The organism is Caulobacter sp. 05T431, assembly GCF_056665975.1.
This window is the reverse complement of record NZ_JBFTKU010000004.1, coordinates 25,986-40,645: the sequence shown is the minus strand read 5'-3', so window position 1 is coordinate 40,645 and position 14,660 is coordinate 25,986. Positions and strand designations below refer to the sequence as shown.

The following is a 14,660-nucleotide window of genomic DNA, read 5'->3' as shown; positions in this document are numbered from 1 at the left end:
CCCCTAGCCGTCCAGCATCGCTTCGAGGGCCAGKACCGTCGTCCAGTTCCGGCCGGTGATCCGCGCGCCCAGGGTCTTCTCGACCAGGCTGTTGGTCAGCTTCGAGCCGCCGATCCCGTCGGGATAGGTCGCATAGATCTGGCGGCTCTCGGCCCGCGCCTGCTCGGTCCCTCGGATCGCGGCGCGAAGAGCGCCCATGACCTTCTTGTCGGGTGTGTCCTTGCAGAACAGCACCATCATCCAGCCCGGGTCCTGGGCGGCGAACTCCGGGAACGGGTTGGCGGCGACCAGGGCGCGCCAGGCGTCGGCGGTGCGGACATAGACGTCGGTGCGCAGCGCGAAACGGTCCATCAGCGCCGTCTCGATCTGGGCCTGCAGCTCGGCGCCCGTCTGGCCGCCGCTGGCGAACACCAGGTCGCCGACCTTGGGGCCCATGCGCGCATCGGTATGGCCCAGCTCGGTCAGCAAAGCGGTCAGCTCGTCGGCCGTGACCTGACGGTTTCCGGCGGCGTTGACGCCGCGCAGCAGGGCGATGTGGACGGTCATGGACGGGCCTTTCGAACGAGGCGGTTGTCTAGACCCTCCGGGCCGCGCCGTCCCCTTCGATTTGGGGCGGACGGATCTAGGCCTTGGCCAGGGCCTCGAAACCCCGTTCCAGATCGGCCTTGAGGTCGGCGATGCTTTCCAGCCCCACGTGCAGGCGCAGCAGCGGGCCTTCCAGGTTCACCGGGACCGTGCGGTTCTTCAGCTGCGGGTCGCAGTGGATGGCCAGGCTCTCGTAGCCGCCCCACGAGAAGCCCAGGCCGAACAGGTCCAGGGCGTCGAGGAAGGCATGGACGGCCTTCTGCGAGGCGGGCTTGAGCACCACGCCGAACAGGCCGCAGGCGCCGGTGAAGTCGCGCTTCCACAGGGCGTGGCCGGGATCGGTCTCCAGGGCCGGATGCAGCACGCGCGACACCTCCGGACGATCCTGCAGCCAGCGGGCGATCTTCAGCCCGGCTTCCTGGTGGGCGGGCAGGCGGGTGGTCAGGGTGCGCAGGCCGCGCAGCACGGTGTAGGCGTCGTCGGGCGACACCGACCAGCCGATGTCCCACATGGCGTCGCCCAGCTGGTTGCCGATCACGTTGTCGGCGGTCGCGGCGCTGCCCATGAACACGTCCGAGTGACCGCCGACATATTTAGTCAGGGCCTGGACGCTGATGGTCACCCCGTGGGCCAGGGGCTTGAAGTAGAAGCCGGCCGCCCAGGTGTTGTCGATCAGGGTCAGCACGCCGCGGGCGTTGGCGGCGGCGGCGATGGCCGGGATGTCCTGCATCTCGAAGGTCAGCGAGCCGGGGGCTTCCAGCAGGATCATCCGGGTGGCCGGTCCGCACAGGGCCATCAGGGCCTCGGGCGACAGGGCCGGGTCGTAATAGGTGGTCTTGACGCCGAACCGGGTCAGTACGCGGTCGCAGAACCGGCGGGTGGGCTTGTAGGCGCTGTCGACGACCAGGATCTCGTCGCCGGCCTTCAGCAGGGCCAGCATGACGCCGGTGATCGCCGCCAGGCCCGAGGGATACAGGGTCACGTCCGGCGAGCCCTCCAGCTCGGCCAGGGCCAGCTGCAGGTTGGCCGGTGAGGACAGGCCGGTGATGCCGTAGGTCAGCTGGTTGTCGTCGTACAGCGAGGCGGCGTTGGGCATCAGCACCGTCGAGCCGCGCTGGACCGGCGGATTGACCGTGCGGGCCAGCACCGTGCCCTCCCTGGGCGGGGCGCCCCGGCGGATCAGGCGGGTTTCTTCATCCAGGGGCATGGGCGGACTCGGCGGGCTGCTGACCCCTGTGGTTTAGGGTGCGGGGGTGAACCGGTTCAAGGCAGGAAATCCCTCAGGACCAAGAGAGGTGCTGGTCGGCGTTCGTGCGGTGAACACTTGCCCCCTACGGACCGCTTCGCGGTCGTCTTCCCCCAGAGGGGGAAGAGGCGCGCGCCTTTCGGCCTCCGCCCCCTCTGGGGGCKGACAGACCGCGAAGCGGTCAGGTGGGGGCAAGTGGGTGTGCTCAGGCCTCGCCCGTCGCCACCGGCACGTCCTCCCGGCCGCCCCATTCCGTCCACGAACCGTCATAGACGGCCGAGCGGGGCTTGCCGAGGCGGGCCAGGGCCAGGGAGACCACGGCGGCGGTGATGCCCGAGCCGCAGGTGGTGGCGATCGGCTTGTCGATGTCGACCCCGGCGGCGGCGAACACGGCGGTCAGTTTGTCGGCCGGCAGCATGGTCCCGTCGGCGGCCAGCAGGGCCGACAGCGGGATGTTGCGCGAGCCGGGGATGTGGCCGCTCTTCAGACCGGCCCGGGGCTCGGGGTCGCGGCCCTCGAAGCGGCCGGCGGCGCGGGCGTCGATCACCTGCTCGCGGCGAGTGTCCAGATTGGCCTTCATCTGGTCGATCGAGCGGACGATGTCGGCCTGGAAGCGCGGGGTGAAGTGGCGCTCCTGCGGGCTGACGGTCAGGTCGTCGACCGGGCGGCCCTCGGCGATCCACTTGGGCAGGCCGCCGTCCAGCACGACCACGTCCTCGTGGCCCATGGCGCGGAACTCCCACMACACGCGGGCGGCGGGCAGGATGCCGCTGGTGTCGTAGACGACGATCCGCGAGCCGTCGCCCAGGCCCAGCTTCTTGACCCGCGAGGCGAACTTGATGGGTGAGGGCAGCATGTGCGGCAGGGGCGAGGTCTCGTCCGAGATCTCGTCGATGTCGAAGAACACCGCGCCCGGGATGTGGGCGGCGTCGTACTCGGCCTTGGGATCGCGCTGGGCGGCCGGCATGTGCCACGAGCCGTCGACGACGCGGACGTCGGGCGCATCAAGGTGCTCGGCCAGCCAGGCGGTGGAGACCAGCGGATCGATGTGGGTCATGACGATAAGCCTTTCGGGGTCCGACTCGCCCCTTCGAGAAGGCGGGCAAGATCACGCGATCGGCGGTGAGGGGCAAGCGATAGGGCCGGCATTTCCGCGGTCCCCTGATCCGCTCATCCCGGCGAATGCCGGGACCCAGATCCCATGGCCGTGCGGATGATGGGAGGGGCGTGGAGTTCATGGCGTCAGCCGCGCCGCTGTTCCATCTGGGTCCCGGCATTCGCCGGGATGAGCGGAAATCTTACGGATGCGCCTCGCTGAGGCTGTGCTCCTTGGCCTCTTCCTCCATCTTGTCCTGGACCCGCTGGATGACCTCCAGCTTCTTGACGTTCTTGCCCGGGCAGGCGTGCGTCGTCTTGGGGTCCTCGCGGTGCAGGCGCATGGTGTTCGGGTCCAGGCCCAGCACGGCCGACAGGGTGGCCATGGCCGCCACGACATTGTCGCGCACCAGGGCGCCGCGGCCGGTGTCGAAGGCGTCCTTGTCGAAGTCGCCCAGCATCTCGATGCCCAGGGCCACGCTGTTCCAGCTGGGCGAGTGGACGCCGGACGTGGTCAGGGGCGTGAACACCCAGATCTGCTTGTCGTCGACGAACAGGTGCGGCCCCGCGCTCCATTTCTGGTTATCGCGATAATAGGCCTCGAGATTGGCGATGTGCTGCTGGGTCAGGCCCTGCGGCCGCTGGTCCAGCGACGGTACGCCCGTGTTGTGCAGGACGATGAAATTGGGTCGCCAGGTCGACCACTTCAGGCCTTCGCAATAGGTCTCGAACGCTTCCGGCGAGAAGCTCTTGCCGACAATACCCTTCCAAGCCATCAGGCCCTCCCGGTGCGACTTGCCTCGATCCTGCACCGGATGGTTGAATTCCGCAACTTCTCGGTCAGCGTTTCGCGCGCTACCCGTATGGCGAGCTTGGCCTTACATCCAGGGCGGAGTGGGCAGGCCCTTCTCGGCCAGGAAGGCGGGATTGAACAGCTTGCTCTGGTAGCGCGAGCCGTGGTCGCACAGCACTGTCACGATGGTGTGGCCGGGGCCCATGGCCCTGGCCATGCGCACGGCGCCGGCCACGTTGATCCCGGTCGAGCCGCCCAGGCACAGGCCCTCGTGCTGCACCAAGTCGAAGACCTGCTCCAGCATCTCCTCGTCGCTGACGCGGAACGGATAGTCGATCGCCAGGCCTTCCAGGTTGGCGGTGATCCGGCCCTGGCCGATGCCCTCGCTGATCGAGTTGCCCTCGGCCTTCAGCTCGCCGTTGGCGTACCAGCTGTACAGCGACGCGCCGTGCGGGTCGGCCAGGCCGATCTTCACCGACGGCTTGCGGGCCCGCAGGGCCGCGGCGACCCCGGCCAGGGTGCCGCCCGAGCCGATGGCGCAGATGAAGCCGTCGACCTTGCCGTCGGTCTGCTCGAAGATCTCCGGGCCCGTGGTGTCGAAGTGGGCCTGGCGGTTGGCGACGTTGTCGAACTGATTGGCCCAGATCGCGCCGTTCGGTTCGGTCTTGGCCAGTTCCTCGGCCAGGCGGCCCGAATAGCGGACATAGTTGTCGGGGTTGGAGTAGGGGACCGCGTCCACCTCGACCAGCTCGGCGCCCAGCAGGCGGATGGCGTCCTTCTTCTCCTGGCTTTGGGTGCGCGGGATGACGATGGTGGTCTTGTAGCCCAGGGCCGAGGCGACCATGGCCAGGCCGATGCCGGTGTTGCCCGCCGTGCCCTCGACGATCCGGCCGCCGGGCCGCAGCAGGCCCTTGGCTTCCGCGTCGCGGATGATGCCCAGAGCCGCGCGGTCCTTGACCGACTGGCCGGGGTTCATGAACTCGGCCTTGCCGAGAATCTCGCAGCCGGTGGCCTCGCTGGCGCGGTTCAGGCGGATCAGGGGCGTGTCGCCGATAGCGTCCAGGACGCTGGTCTTTACGGTCATCTCTTCGGTCCGGCCGGTCGTGAGCTCGGTAGGGTAGATCGTGATGCGCGCCCGGTAAGCAAGGCCAGTTTTCCTGAAGGCGACCCTCGTCAACGCTTCTGGGGCCGTTTCAGCGCAGGTTCAATCCAGGCGCTGGGTGACGATCACGTTCAGCAGGGCCAGGGCGCCGTTGACCGTCGCCGCCGCGCACCAGGCGCCGTGCAGGCCCTCCACCTCGACCAGGTGGTTCTCGATGGCGTCGACCATGATGCCCTCGGCCACGGGGAACGAGGCGTCGCCCAGCAATTGCTCGTCCTCCAGCTCCTTGCACCAGGCGGCGACCGCGTCGGTGGGCGTGTCGGCCTCGAACTGGGTAATGTAGGTGCCGCCGTGGAAATCCAGGACCAGGGTGTAGAGGTTCATCGGGCCGACCTCGGACGCGCGCTCGCGCGGGGATGCACGTCAAAGGTCGGGACGACGGCCGGCCTTCGCTAGACCCTGGCCAGACCCAGCTGGATCACGTTGGTGCGTTCGGTGCGGAAACCGGCCTCGCAATAGCTGAGATAGAAGCGCCACAGCCGGCGGAACCGCTCGTCGAAGCCCAGGCCCTTGATGTCCTCCCAGGCCGCCTCGAACCGCATGGCCCATTCGGCCAGGGTGTCGGCGTAGTTCTGGCCGAAGCGGGTGACGCCGGTCCAGGACAGGCCCGCGGCGTCGGTCTCCTGCCTGAGCCGCGCCTCGCTGGGCAGCATGCCGCCCGGGAAGACGTAGCGCTGGATGAAGTCGGTGCGGGCGCGATAGCGGGCGAACAGCTCGTCGCGGATGGTGATGATCTGCAGGCCGGCCCGACCGCCGGGCGACAGGACCTCGCGGATCTTGCCGAAATAGGTGGGCCAGTATTCCTCGCCCACGGCCTCGAACATCTCGATCGAGGCGACGCTGTCGAACTGGCCCTGGATGTCGCGATAGTCGATCAGCCGGATGTCGGCCTTCTCGGCCAGGCCCTGGTCGAACAGGCGCTTCCTGGCGAAGTCGTGCTGGGCCTGGGAGATGGTGACCCCGGTGACCTTGGCGCCCACCTCCTTGGCCGCGAACTCGGCGAAGCCGCCCCAGCCGCAGCCGATCTCCAGCACGTGCTGGCCGGGCTTCAGCGCGATCGAGCGGGCCAGGGCCGCGTACTTGGCGTTCTGGGCCTGGTCCAGGGGCTGGCTGGGGGCTTCGTAGAGGGCCGACGAATAGGTCATCGTCCGGTCCAGCCAGCGCGAATAGAAGCTGTTGCCCAGGTCGTAGTGGGCGTGGATGTTCTTGCGGGACCCCGCGCGGTCGTTGCGGTGGAACAGGTGGTACAGCTTGTTGACCGCGTGCATCACCGGATTGCCTCGTACCAGGGCGGTCAGCCGGTCGAAATTCAGTGAGAAGGCCTCCAGCACCGCCGACAGGTCGGGCGTGTCCCACTCGCCGGCCATGTAGCCCTCGGCGAAGCCGATGCCGCCGGCGGCCAGGACCCGGCGGATGAAGCGATAGTCGTGGATGCGGACCACCGCGTCCGGTCCCGGCGCCTTGCCGACGATCCGCAGCGGCTTGCCGGAGGGCAGGACGAAGGTCAGGTTGCCCGCGGCCCAGTTCTCCACGGCGAGGCGCAGGGCGGTGCGGAAGGCGGCGGGCGCGCGGCGCAGTTCGGGATCGCGGGCCGTGGCCGGCCAGGTCGAAGGCAGGATATCGGTCATCGACGGTCCCTCCCAAGCTTGATGACGAAAGTAAGAACTCTCGGGATCGACCTGTAAATGGGGTTACTACCTAACCGGGTGGTCCGCCTGGTCTCCCCTGAGGCCGCGATAGGCCTCGAGCGCGCGTTCGCGCGCCGCCGCATGCCCCACGATCGGCTCTCCGTAGATACGCCTGGCGGCGGGGTTCAGTTGCCCTGAAGCTTTCCACGGTTCGTGGATCGTCTCGTCGGGCAGGTTCGCCAGCTCCGGGACCCAGCGGCGGACATAGGCCCCGGCGGGATCGAATTTCTGGCCCTGGGCGATGGGATTGAAGATCCGGAAATAGGGCGCGGCGTCGGCCCCGCCGCCGGCCACCCACTGCCAGTTGCCGACATTGTTGGCGAGGTCCGCGTCGACCAGCGTGTCCCAGAACCAGGCCTCGCCCCGTCGCCAGTCGACCAGCAGGTGCTTGACCAGGAACGAGGCGGCGATCATCCGCACGCGGTTGTGCATGAAGCCGGTGGCCCACAGCTCGCGCATGCCGGCGTCGACGATCGGATAGCCGGTCTCGCCCCGCGTCCAGGCCTCGAGGCCGGCGTGGTCCGTCACCCAGGGGAAGGCGTCGAACTCAGGCCGGAAGCTGGTCCTCGGCAGGTCGGGATGATGGAACAGGATGGCGTGGTTGAACTCGCGCCAGCCKATCTCGGACAGGAACTTCTCGACCTGGCCGGCGGGCGCGTCGCCCGCCTCCACGGCGTTGCGGGCGGCGACCCAGACCTGGCGCGGGCCGATCTCGCCGAAATGCAGGTGCGGCGACAGGCGCGATGTGGCCTCGACGCCGGGCAGGTCGCGCTGGCGCTCGTAGTCGTCGACCGGCCCCGACAGGAAGTCGTCCAGCCGCGCCCGCGCCCCGGCCTCGCCGGGCGTCCAGAGGTCGAAGCCCTTGGACCAGTCGGGCCGGGTCGGATGCAGCTTCCAGCCCGTCAGCGCCTCGGTATGGGGCCAATGCTCGGGCGCGGCCAGGGCTTTGGGCGCGGGTTCGACGTGGACGTGATGCAGCTGCTCGCGCGCCGCGCGCCAATAGGGCGTGAAGACCTTGTAGGGCTGTCCCGCGCCGTTCTTCACCGTCCAGGGCTCGTTCAGCAGGCCCGCGTCGAAGCTCTCGCAGGCGACGCCTTCGTCCTTCAGCCAGGCCTTGATCTCGGTATCGCGATCGATGGCGGCCGCGTCGTAGAGGCGGTTCCAGACCACGGCGGCGGGCTTGGCGTGGGCGACGACGTCCGCCAGGACCTCGCGGGCCGGACCACGCCGCAGGATCAGCCGCGAGCCGATCGCCGCCAGCGAGCCCCCCAGGGCGGCCAGCGACTTGTCCAGCCACCAGAGCGAGGCCCCGCCCATCGGCCGCACGCCGGGCGTCTGGTCCAGGATGTACAGCGGGATCACCGGCCGTCCCGTGGCCGCCGCGGCGGCGAGGGCGGGGTTGTCGGCCAGGCGCAGGTCGCTGCGCAGCCAGACGATGACAGGGCCGTCCCGATCGATCCGCACGTTCACTCCGACGCCCAGTCCAACACCTTGCTCCCGTCGCCCCCTGTGCCATAACGCGGATCATGTCCAGACGCGTCATCCTCGTCACCGGCGGCGCCGGCTTCATCGGCTCCAACATCGTCGCCAAGCTGTGCGAGGACGACAGCCTCGACGTCGTGGTCTGCGACTGGCTGGGCGAGGCCGCCGAGAACAAGTGGAAGAACCTGGCCAAGTCGCCGATCGCCGACTTCGTGCCGCCGGAAGATCTGTTCGAATGGCTGGCCGAGCGCGGCGACGAGGTCGAGCTGGTCATCCACATGGGCGCCATCTCGTCGACCACCGAACCGGACGCCGACCTGATCGTGGAGTCCAACTTCGTGCTGTCGCGCGACCTGTGGCGCTGGTGCGCCCAGCACAAGCGCCGGCTGATCTACGCCTCGTCGGCGGCCACCTATGGCGACGGCCAGCAGGGCTTCGACGGCAAGGACGACATCGAAAGCCTCAAGGCCCTGCGACCGCTGAACGCCTACGGCTGGTCCAAGGCGCTGTTCGACATCTACGCCGTCCGCGAGGCCGCCCGCGGCCACGCCCCGACCCAGTGGGTGGGGCTGAAGTTCTTCAACGTCTACGGCCCCAACGAGCAGCACAAGGGCGGCATGAAGTCGGTCGTCTGCCAGATCTGGCCTCAGGTGGCCGAAGGGCAGGGCGTCAGGCTCTTCAAGTCGCACCATCCGGACTACGAAGACGGCGGCCAGCTGCGCGACTTCGTCTATGTGCGCGACGTGGCCGACGTGGTCGCCTGGCTGGCCAAGAGCCCGCACGTCAACGGCGTCTACAACCTGGGCTCGGGCAAGGCTCGCTCGTTCAAGGCCCTGGCCGAGGCGACGTTCCGCGCCATCGGCCGCGATCCCGACATCGACTATTTCGACATGCCCGAAGTGCTGCGCGGCAAGTACCAGTATTTCACGGAGGCCGACATGAGCCGCCTGCGCGCCGCCGGCTACAACGCGCCGATGACCTCGCTGGAGGACGGCGTCGAGGACTATGTCTGCGGGTTCCTGAACACGGACGATCCGCATCGGTAATGCGGCCGGGGACAGGCCCAAGGGCCTGTCCCCAATCGTATCCGCTGACGTCAGGTCACACTTGCCGACCCTTTCCGCGAGCGTAAGCTAACCGCTGATAAGTCGCCGAAACAGGCGTGCGTCAGGGAGTGGAACATGGTGGGCATCGCCGCCTGGGGCGCCTATGCGCCGCGTCTTCGGCTCAGCCGCAAGGCGGTCACCGAGGCCAACGCCTGGGTCGCGCCGAACCTGCGGGCCAAGGCCAAGGGCGAGCGCTCGATGGCCAACTGGGACGAGGACGCCCTGACCATGGCGGTCGAGGCGGCCCGCGACGCGCTCGGCCCCGACGACGATCGCTCGGCCGTCGACGCCCTCTATTTCGCCTCSACCACGGCCCCGTTCGTCGACCGCCAGAACGCCGGGATCGTCGCCGCCGCCCTGACCCTGGAAAAGTCGATCGCCTCGGCCGACGTCACCGGCTCGCAGCGCTGCGGCCTCTCGGCCCTGGGCCAGGCCCTGGCGGCAGTGAAGGGCGGGGCGGCCACGCGCGCCCTGGTGGCGACCGGTGAGCACCGACGGGCCCGCGCGGCCTCGGCCCAGGAGCTGGACAACGGCGACGGCGCGGCGGCCTTCGTGATCGACGCCGAGGGCGCCGCTGCCGAATTCCTGGGCCGGGGCAGCGTCACCGACGACTTCGTGGACCACTTCCGCGGGGCCGACAGCGACTTCGACTACGCCTGGGAGGAGCGTTGGATCCGCGACGAGGGTATCGTCAAGCTCGTCCCGCCGGCCATCCGCCGGGCGCTGGAGGTTTCGGGCCTAAACGCTTCCGACGTCTCGCATTTCTGCTTCCCGTCGACGTTCTCGGGCATGGCCGCCAGCCTGGCGAAGGCGGTCGGGATCGTCCCCGAGGCGGTGCGCGACAACCTGGCCCTGACCCTGGGCGAGGCCGGCTGCGCCCACGGTCCGCTGATGCTGGCCCACGCCCTGGAGCAGGCCCAGCCAGGCGAGGTGATCCTGGTCGCCCAGTTCGGCCAGGGCGCCGAGGCCCTGGTGTTCCGCGTCGGCGACAGAGTTGGCGCCAACCGTCCCGCGCGCGGCGTCACCGGCTCCTTGGCCGATCGAAGAGACGAGGCCAACTATCTAAAGTTCCTCACCTTCAACGGCCTGGTCGAATGGGACAAGGGCATGCGGGCCGAGAAGGACAACAAGACGGCCCTGACCACCCTCTACCGTAACCAGGACATGATCCTGGGCCTGGTCGGCGGCCGCTGCCGCGAGACCGGCGTCGTCCAGTTCCCGCGCACCCGCATCTCGGTCGCGCCCAACAATCCCGGCGTCGACACCCAGGAGCCGTACCGCTTCGCCGAGCGCAAGGCCTCCGTTCTCAGCTATTCGGCCGACTACCTGACCTTCTCGATGAGCCCGCCCAACCACTACGGCATGATCGTCTTCGAGGGCGGCGGGCGGATCATGATGGACATCACCGACGTCGAGCCCGGCGAGGTCGACAGCGGCCTGCCGGTCAAGATGGTGTTCCGCATCAAGGACGTCGACGAGAAGCGGGGCTTCGTCCGCTACTTCTGGAAGGCCGCCCCGGACCGCGCGGCCATGGCCAAGACCGCCGCCCTGGCGGCGGAATAGGGAGCCCCGCCGCCCTGGCGGCGAAGGAGGAGAAAATACCATGGCCAAGGGCATCCGCGACAAGGTCGCCATCCTGGGGATGGGCTGCAGCAAGTTCGGCGAGCGCTGGGACGCCGGGCCCGACGACCTGATGGTCGAGGCCTATGTCGAGGCGATGGCCGACGCCGGCATCGAGCCCAGCCAGCTGGACGCGGCCTGGTTCTCGACCCATGTCGACGAGCTGGGCACGGGCAAGGGCGGCACGCCGCTGTCGATCGCCCTGCGCCTGCCCAACATCGCCGTCACCCGGGTGGAGAACTTCTGCGCCTCGGGTTCGGAGGCCTTCCGGGGCGCGGTCTACGCCGTGGCGGCGGGGGCGGCCGACATCGCCATCGCCGTGGGCGTGGAGAAGCTGAAGGACACCGGCTACGGCGGCCTGCCGGTCGGCAATCCCGGCACGCTGGCGCCGCAGGTGATCCCCAACGGCTCGGCCCCCGGCAACTTCGCCCAGCTGGCTTCGGCCTACCGCGCCAAGCACGGCGTCTCGCGCGAGGACCTCAAGCGCGCCATCGCCCACGTCTCGGTCAAGAGCCACGCCAACGGCGCCAAGAACAGCAAGGCCCACCTGCGGAAGGCGGTGACCATCGACCAGGTGCTGAACGCCCCGATGATCGCCGAGCCCCTGGGCCTGTTCGACTGCTGCGGCGTGTCGGACGGCGCGGCGGCGGCGATCGTCACCACGCCCGAGATCGCCCGGGCCCTGGGCAAGCGCGACCTGGTCACGGTCAAGGCCCTGCAGCTGTCGGTCTCCAACGGCTACGAGAGCCAGTACAACGGCTGGGACGGCAGCCACTTCCACACCGCCCGCATCGCCGCCGGCAAGGCCTATCGCGAGGCCGGCATCGAGCGGCCGCGGGAGCAGATCTCGATGATGGAGGTGCACGACTGCTTCTCGATCACCGAGCTGGTGACCATGGAGGACCTGTTCATCTCGCCCGAGGGCCAGGGCTGGCGCGACGTGCTGGACGGCTTCTACGACGCCGACGGCGGCTTGCCGTGCCAGATCGACGGCGGCCTGAAGTGTTTCGGCCACCCGATCGGGGCCTCGGGCCTGCGCATGCTCTACGAGATGTACCTGCAGCTGCAAGGGCGGGCCGGAGAGCGCCAGCTGAAGGACCCGGTGTTCGGCATGACTCACAATCTGGGCGGCGCGCCGGCCAGCAATGTCTGCTCCGTGGCGATCATCGGACAGGAAGGCGCGTAAGGCCTTCCGCGCCGTCTCGCGCCCCGGCCCGGCTTCGTGTAACGAGGGGCCATGGCCGAGCGGTTCAAGGGTTTCAAGCGTTGGATCTTCGCGGGAACGGTCCTGTTCCTGGTGATGGTCGTGTCGGCGGCGTTCTACTGGCGCTACGACATCCTGCGCACCACGCTCGACCCCAAAATCCCGTTCCAGACCTACGACCCGCCGCCGGCCCCGAACTACGCCAAGCCGGAGGCCTGGGCCCTGCGGCCCCAGGGCGGGGCGGCGGCGCCGAAGGCGGTCGACGTCTTCTTCGTGCACCCCACCAGCTATGACGGCGGACGCGACTGGAACGCGCCGTTCGACCAGCCCAAGGCCGAGCGCGACCTGGCCCGGGTGATGCTGCCCAACTACGCCGCGCCGTTCGCGCGGGTGGGGCGGATCTTCGCGCCGCACTATCGCCAGGCCAGCCTCTACACTTTCCTGACCCTGCGCGACGACGCCCGCGACGCCCGCCGTTTCGCCTATGACGACGTGCGCGACGCCTTCCGCTACTACCTCGAGCACGACAACGGCGGCCGGCCGCTGGTGCTGGTCGGGGTGGAGCAGGGCGGGGTCCTGGCCGATCGCCTGCTGAAGGAGGAGATCGTCCCCGATCCGGCGCTGCGCGGGCGCCTGGCGGGGGTCTATCTGATCGAGACCGTGGTGCCGGCCGACGCCTTCGGGCCCGACGCGCCGACGCCGGCCTGCGCCGGTCGCAACGAGGCCGGTTGCGTGGTCGCCTGGGCGTCCGTGACCGACGGCGATTTCCAGCGCGCCCAGGAACTGTCCAACCGTTCGCTGGTCTGGACCCGGGACGGCGAACTGGTGCCGATCGACGGCCGGGCCCCGCTGTGCGTCAACCCGCTGCTGGGCGCCCGCAACGAGATTCGCGCCCCGGCCAAGCTGAACCTGGGCGCGGTCAACGCCACGGGGCTGGAATGGGGCTCGCGGCCGGCCCTGCTGAAGCGCCAGGTCTGGGCGCAGTGCGAGAACGGCCTGCTGCACACCGGGCGGCCCAAGTCGACTTCGCTGCGCGACAGCGGCTCCTGGACCGACCGCCGCAAGGTCGACGGCTACAATCTGTTCTGGGCCGACATCGAGGCCGACGCCCTGGCGCGGGTGGCGGCGCTGAAGGCGCGGTCCACGACGGCGAACGCACCCAAATAAGCATCCCCAAATCCGCTCATCCCGGCGAATGCCGGGACCCAGATCCTGTGGCGGTGTGGATGATGGGATGAACTCAGAGTTCCTGGCGTCAGCCTCAAAGCCATTCCATCTGGGTCCCGGCATTCGCCGGGATGAGCGGAGGAGGGATTCTCAGCGGGAAGGCGCGCTTTCAGATTGCAGCGCCGCCAAGCCCGAGTACCCCGGCTGGTCGATCGCGACCTGATCCATCAGGCTGGCCTTCAGATGGGCCAGGACCGCTGGGGCCAGCGGCGCCAGGCGCCCGTCGCGCAGCCGGGCGCAGAGCTCGGCGTTGAGGGCCTCGAAGCCGCCGTCCCGTCCCAGAAGGGCCCGGAGCCGCTCCACCGCCGCCGCCTCGGCCGCCGGTCCCAGGGCCGCCTCGCGTTCCAGGGTGGCGCGGGCGTTGTCGGCGACCCGGGCGATGAAGGCGGCGCGGGCGTCGCCCGGCGCTCCCGTTTCCACATCGGCCAGGGCCTGGCGAAGCTCCGCGGCGGTCGGATGGGTGATCATGCGGACAGCTCCATCAGCAGCACCAGGTCGATCTCGGTCTCGCTGGCCCGCCGGCCGATCATCGCGCGCTCGATCGAGCGGTCCATGCCGCTGGCGAAGCTGGCGTACATCATCAGGCACATGACGCCCCATTTCAGCGAGCCCAGGGCCTGCCAGAACAGCAGCCGGTCCAGCGACACCGGCTCGCCCCCGGCCGCGGCGTGGCCGTCCAGCAGGTCCTGGTAGTCGCCGAACCCGCCCACGGGCCGTCGCCATTCGCCGAACCGCCAGGAATTGACGCAGATCCAGCCCAGGTCCTCGGCCGGGTCGCCCAGGTGGGCCAGCTCCCAGTCCAGCACCCCGACCAGGCCCGCCTCGGGCGAGATCATCAGGTTGCCGTTGCGAAAGTCGCCGTGCACCAGCACCGGCCGGTCCAGCGGCGGCGGGGCGCGCTCCTCAAGCCAGCGGAAGGCCGCCTCGAACACCGGCCGCCGGGCGCCGGACTGGTGATAGACGGTCTCGTAGCGCGCCAGCTCGCTGGCCGCGTCCGAGACGTTCAGGGGCGGCAGGCCTTCCAGCGGCGTGGCGTGGATCGTCGCCAGCACCTCGCCGCAGCGCCGGGCCAGGCCGGGGCGCACGGCGGCGAAGGCCTCGCCCTGGACGATGCGCTTGCCCAGGGTCTCGCCCGACAGCCGGCGCATGACATAGGCCTCGCCCAGGCCGTCGCCCGGCTCGCAGACCCGGACCACCTCCGGCACCGGCGCGCCGCGCGGAGCGACGGCGGCCAGCAGGGCGGCCTCGGTCGACAGGGGCAGGGCGGCGGCGCTCATCGACCCGCCCGGCGGGCGCCGGCGCAGGATCAGCGGCGTCCCGTCGTCGAGGTCGAAGGCCCAGGTCTCCTGGCTGGCCCCGCCGGACAGCCGGCGGACGTTCAGCGCCGTCGCCGCGGCGGCGGACAGGCGCGGAGCCAGGGCGGAAAGGGCGGCGGGCACATCCATGTCGCCA

General features: G+C 69.7%; 14 protein-coding genes. 4 read left to right on the top strand and 10 right to left on the bottom strand.

Features of this window, described 5'->3' with window-relative positions; genetic code table 11:
• Positions 1–3: 3 nt before the first annotated feature.
• From AC1U89_RS05340 to AC1U89_RS05305, 8 genes are all read right to left on the bottom strand, one after another.
• Positions 4–546, bottom strand: coding sequence for a DUF1697 domain-containing protein (locus AC1U89_RS05340; RefSeq protein WP_479898696.1), 543 nt, complete (start codon positions 544–546; stop codon positions 4–6).
• Between the two features lie 76 nt (positions 547–622).
• Entirely contained in the window at positions 623–1,786 is a 1,164-nt protein-coding gene (gene metC, locus AC1U89_RS05335) for a cystathionine beta-lyase (protein WP_479898854.1), read from the bottom strand.
• Between the two features lie 250 nt (positions 1,787–2,036).
• Complete coding sequence (sseA, locus tag AC1U89_RS05330; RefSeq protein ID WP_479898695.1) at positions 2,037–2,888, bottom strand: 3-mercaptopyruvate sulfurtransferase; 852 nt, start codon at positions 2,886–2,888, stop codon at positions 2,037–2,039.
• 241 nt (positions 2,889–3,129) lie between these two features.
• Complete coding sequence (locus tag AC1U89_RS05325; RefSeq protein WP_479898694.1) at positions 3,130–3,702, bottom strand: N-acetylmuramoyl-L-alanine amidase; 573 nt, start codon at positions 3,700–3,702, stop codon at positions 3,130–3,132.
• A 102-nt stretch (positions 3,703–3,804) separates the two neighbouring features.
• Positions 3,805–4,803, bottom strand: coding sequence for a cysteine synthase A (locus tag AC1U89_RS05320; protein WP_479898693.1), 999 nt, complete (start codon positions 4,801–4,803; stop codon positions 3,805–3,807).
• 120 nt (positions 4,804–4,923) lie between these two features.
• Positions 4,924–5,205: a hypothetical protein gene (locus AC1U89_RS05315; protein ID WP_029914906.1), complete on the bottom strand. Its 282-nt coding sequence runs from the start codon at positions 5,203–5,205 to the stop codon at positions 4,924–4,926.
• 68 nt (positions 5,206–5,273) lie between these two features.
• The gene (locus tag AC1U89_RS05310) at positions 5,274–6,509 is read right to left on the bottom strand and encodes a class I SAM-dependent methyltransferase (protein WP_479898692.1); all 1,236 of its coding nucleotides are present in this window, start codon (positions 6,507–6,509) and stop codon (positions 5,274–5,276) included.
• Between the two features lie 66 nt (positions 6,510–6,575).
• On the bottom strand, positions 6,576–8,033 hold the full coding sequence (locus AC1U89_RS05305; RefSeq protein ID WP_479898691.1) for a cryptochrome/photolyase family protein: 1,458 nt from the start codon (positions 8,031–8,033) through the stop codon (positions 6,576–6,578).
• 62 nt (positions 8,034–8,095) lie between these two features.
• Between AC1U89_RS05305 and rfaD the strand changes: the two genes are divergently transcribed.
• The 4 genes from rfaD (at position 8,096) to AC1U89_RS05285 (ending at position 13,148) form a co-directional block, all read left to right on the top strand.
• Positions 8,096–9,097, top strand: coding sequence for an ADP-glyceromanno-heptose 6-epimerase (gene rfaD, locus AC1U89_RS05300; protein WP_479898690.1), 1,002 nt, complete (start codon positions 8,096–8,098; stop codon positions 9,095–9,097).
• Between the two features lie 135 nt (positions 9,098–9,232).
• A complete protein-coding gene (locus AC1U89_RS05295) occupies positions 9,233–10,720 on the top strand; it encodes a hydroxymethylglutaryl-CoA synthase family protein (RefSeq protein WP_479898689.1) in 1,488 nt (495 codons plus the stop codon).
• Positions 10,721–10,760: 40 nt separating this feature from the next.
• Complete coding sequence (locus AC1U89_RS05290) at positions 10,761–11,963, top strand: acetyl-CoA acetyltransferase (protein WP_479898688.1); 1,203 nt, start codon at positions 10,761–10,763, stop codon at positions 11,961–11,963.
• Positions 11,964–12,014: 51 nt separating this feature from the next.
• Positions 12,015–13,148 carry a DUF3089 domain-containing protein gene (locus AC1U89_RS05285; RefSeq protein WP_479898687.1) on the top strand — a complete coding sequence of 378 codons (1,134 nt, stop codon included), beginning with the start codon at positions 12,015–12,017 and terminating at the stop codon, positions 13,146–13,148.
• 150 nt (positions 13,149–13,298) lie between these two features.
• Here AC1U89_RS05285 and AC1U89_RS05280 read toward each other — a convergent pair whose 3' ends face one another.
• Both AC1U89_RS05280 and AC1U89_RS05275 read right to left on the bottom strand, forming a co-directional pair.
• Positions 13,299–13,676, bottom strand: coding sequence for a DUF6285 domain-containing protein (locus AC1U89_RS05280; RefSeq protein ID WP_479898686.1), 378 nt, complete (start codon positions 13,674–13,676; stop codon positions 13,299–13,301).
• On the bottom strand, positions 13,673–14,653 hold the full coding sequence (locus tag AC1U89_RS05275) for a phosphotransferase family protein (protein WP_479898685.1): 981 nt from the start codon (positions 14,651–14,653) through the stop codon (positions 13,673–13,675). The genes AC1U89_RS05280 and AC1U89_RS05275 overlap by 4 nt, the downstream gene beginning before the upstream one ends.
• Positions 14,654–14,660 lie beyond the last annotated feature (7 nt).

Bases quoted from the DNA above. Each gene is read 5' to 3' on its own strand.
- AC1U89_RS05285 (WP_479898687.1), top strand. From the start codon at position 12,015: ATGGCCGAGCGGTTCAAGGGTTTCAAGCGTTGGATCTTCGCGGGAACG.
- AC1U89_RS05315 (WP_029914906.1), bottom strand. From the start codon at position 5,205: ATGAACCTCTACACCCTGGTCCTGGATTTCCACGGCGGCACCTACATT.
- rfaD (WP_479898690.1), top strand. From the start codon at position 8,096: ATGTCCAGACGCGTCATCCTCGTCACCGGCGGCGCCGGCTTCATCGGC.
- AC1U89_RS05280 (WP_479898686.1), bottom strand. From the start codon at position 13,676: ATGATCACCCATCCGACCGCCGCGGAGCTTCGCCAGGCCCTGGCCGAT.
- AC1U89_RS05290 (WP_479898688.1), top strand. From the start codon at position 10,761: ATGGCCAAGGGCATCCGCGACAAGGTCGCCATCCTGGGGATGGGCTGC.
- AC1U89_RS05310 (WP_479898692.1), bottom strand. From the start codon at position 6,509: ATGACCGATATCCTGCCTTCGACCTGGCCGGCCACGGCCCGCGATCCC.
- AC1U89_RS05275 (WP_479898685.1), bottom strand. From the start codon at position 14,653: ATGGATGTGCCCGCCGCCCTTTCCGCCCTGGCTCCGCGCCTGTCCGCC.
- AC1U89_RS05325 (WP_479898694.1), bottom strand. From the start codon at position 3,702: ATGGCTTGGAAGGGTATTGTCGGCAAGAGCTTCTCGCCGGAAGCGTTC.
- AC1U89_RS05320 (WP_479898693.1), bottom strand. From the start codon at position 4,803: ATGACCGTAAAGACCAGCGTCCTGGACGCTATCGGCGACACGCCCCTG.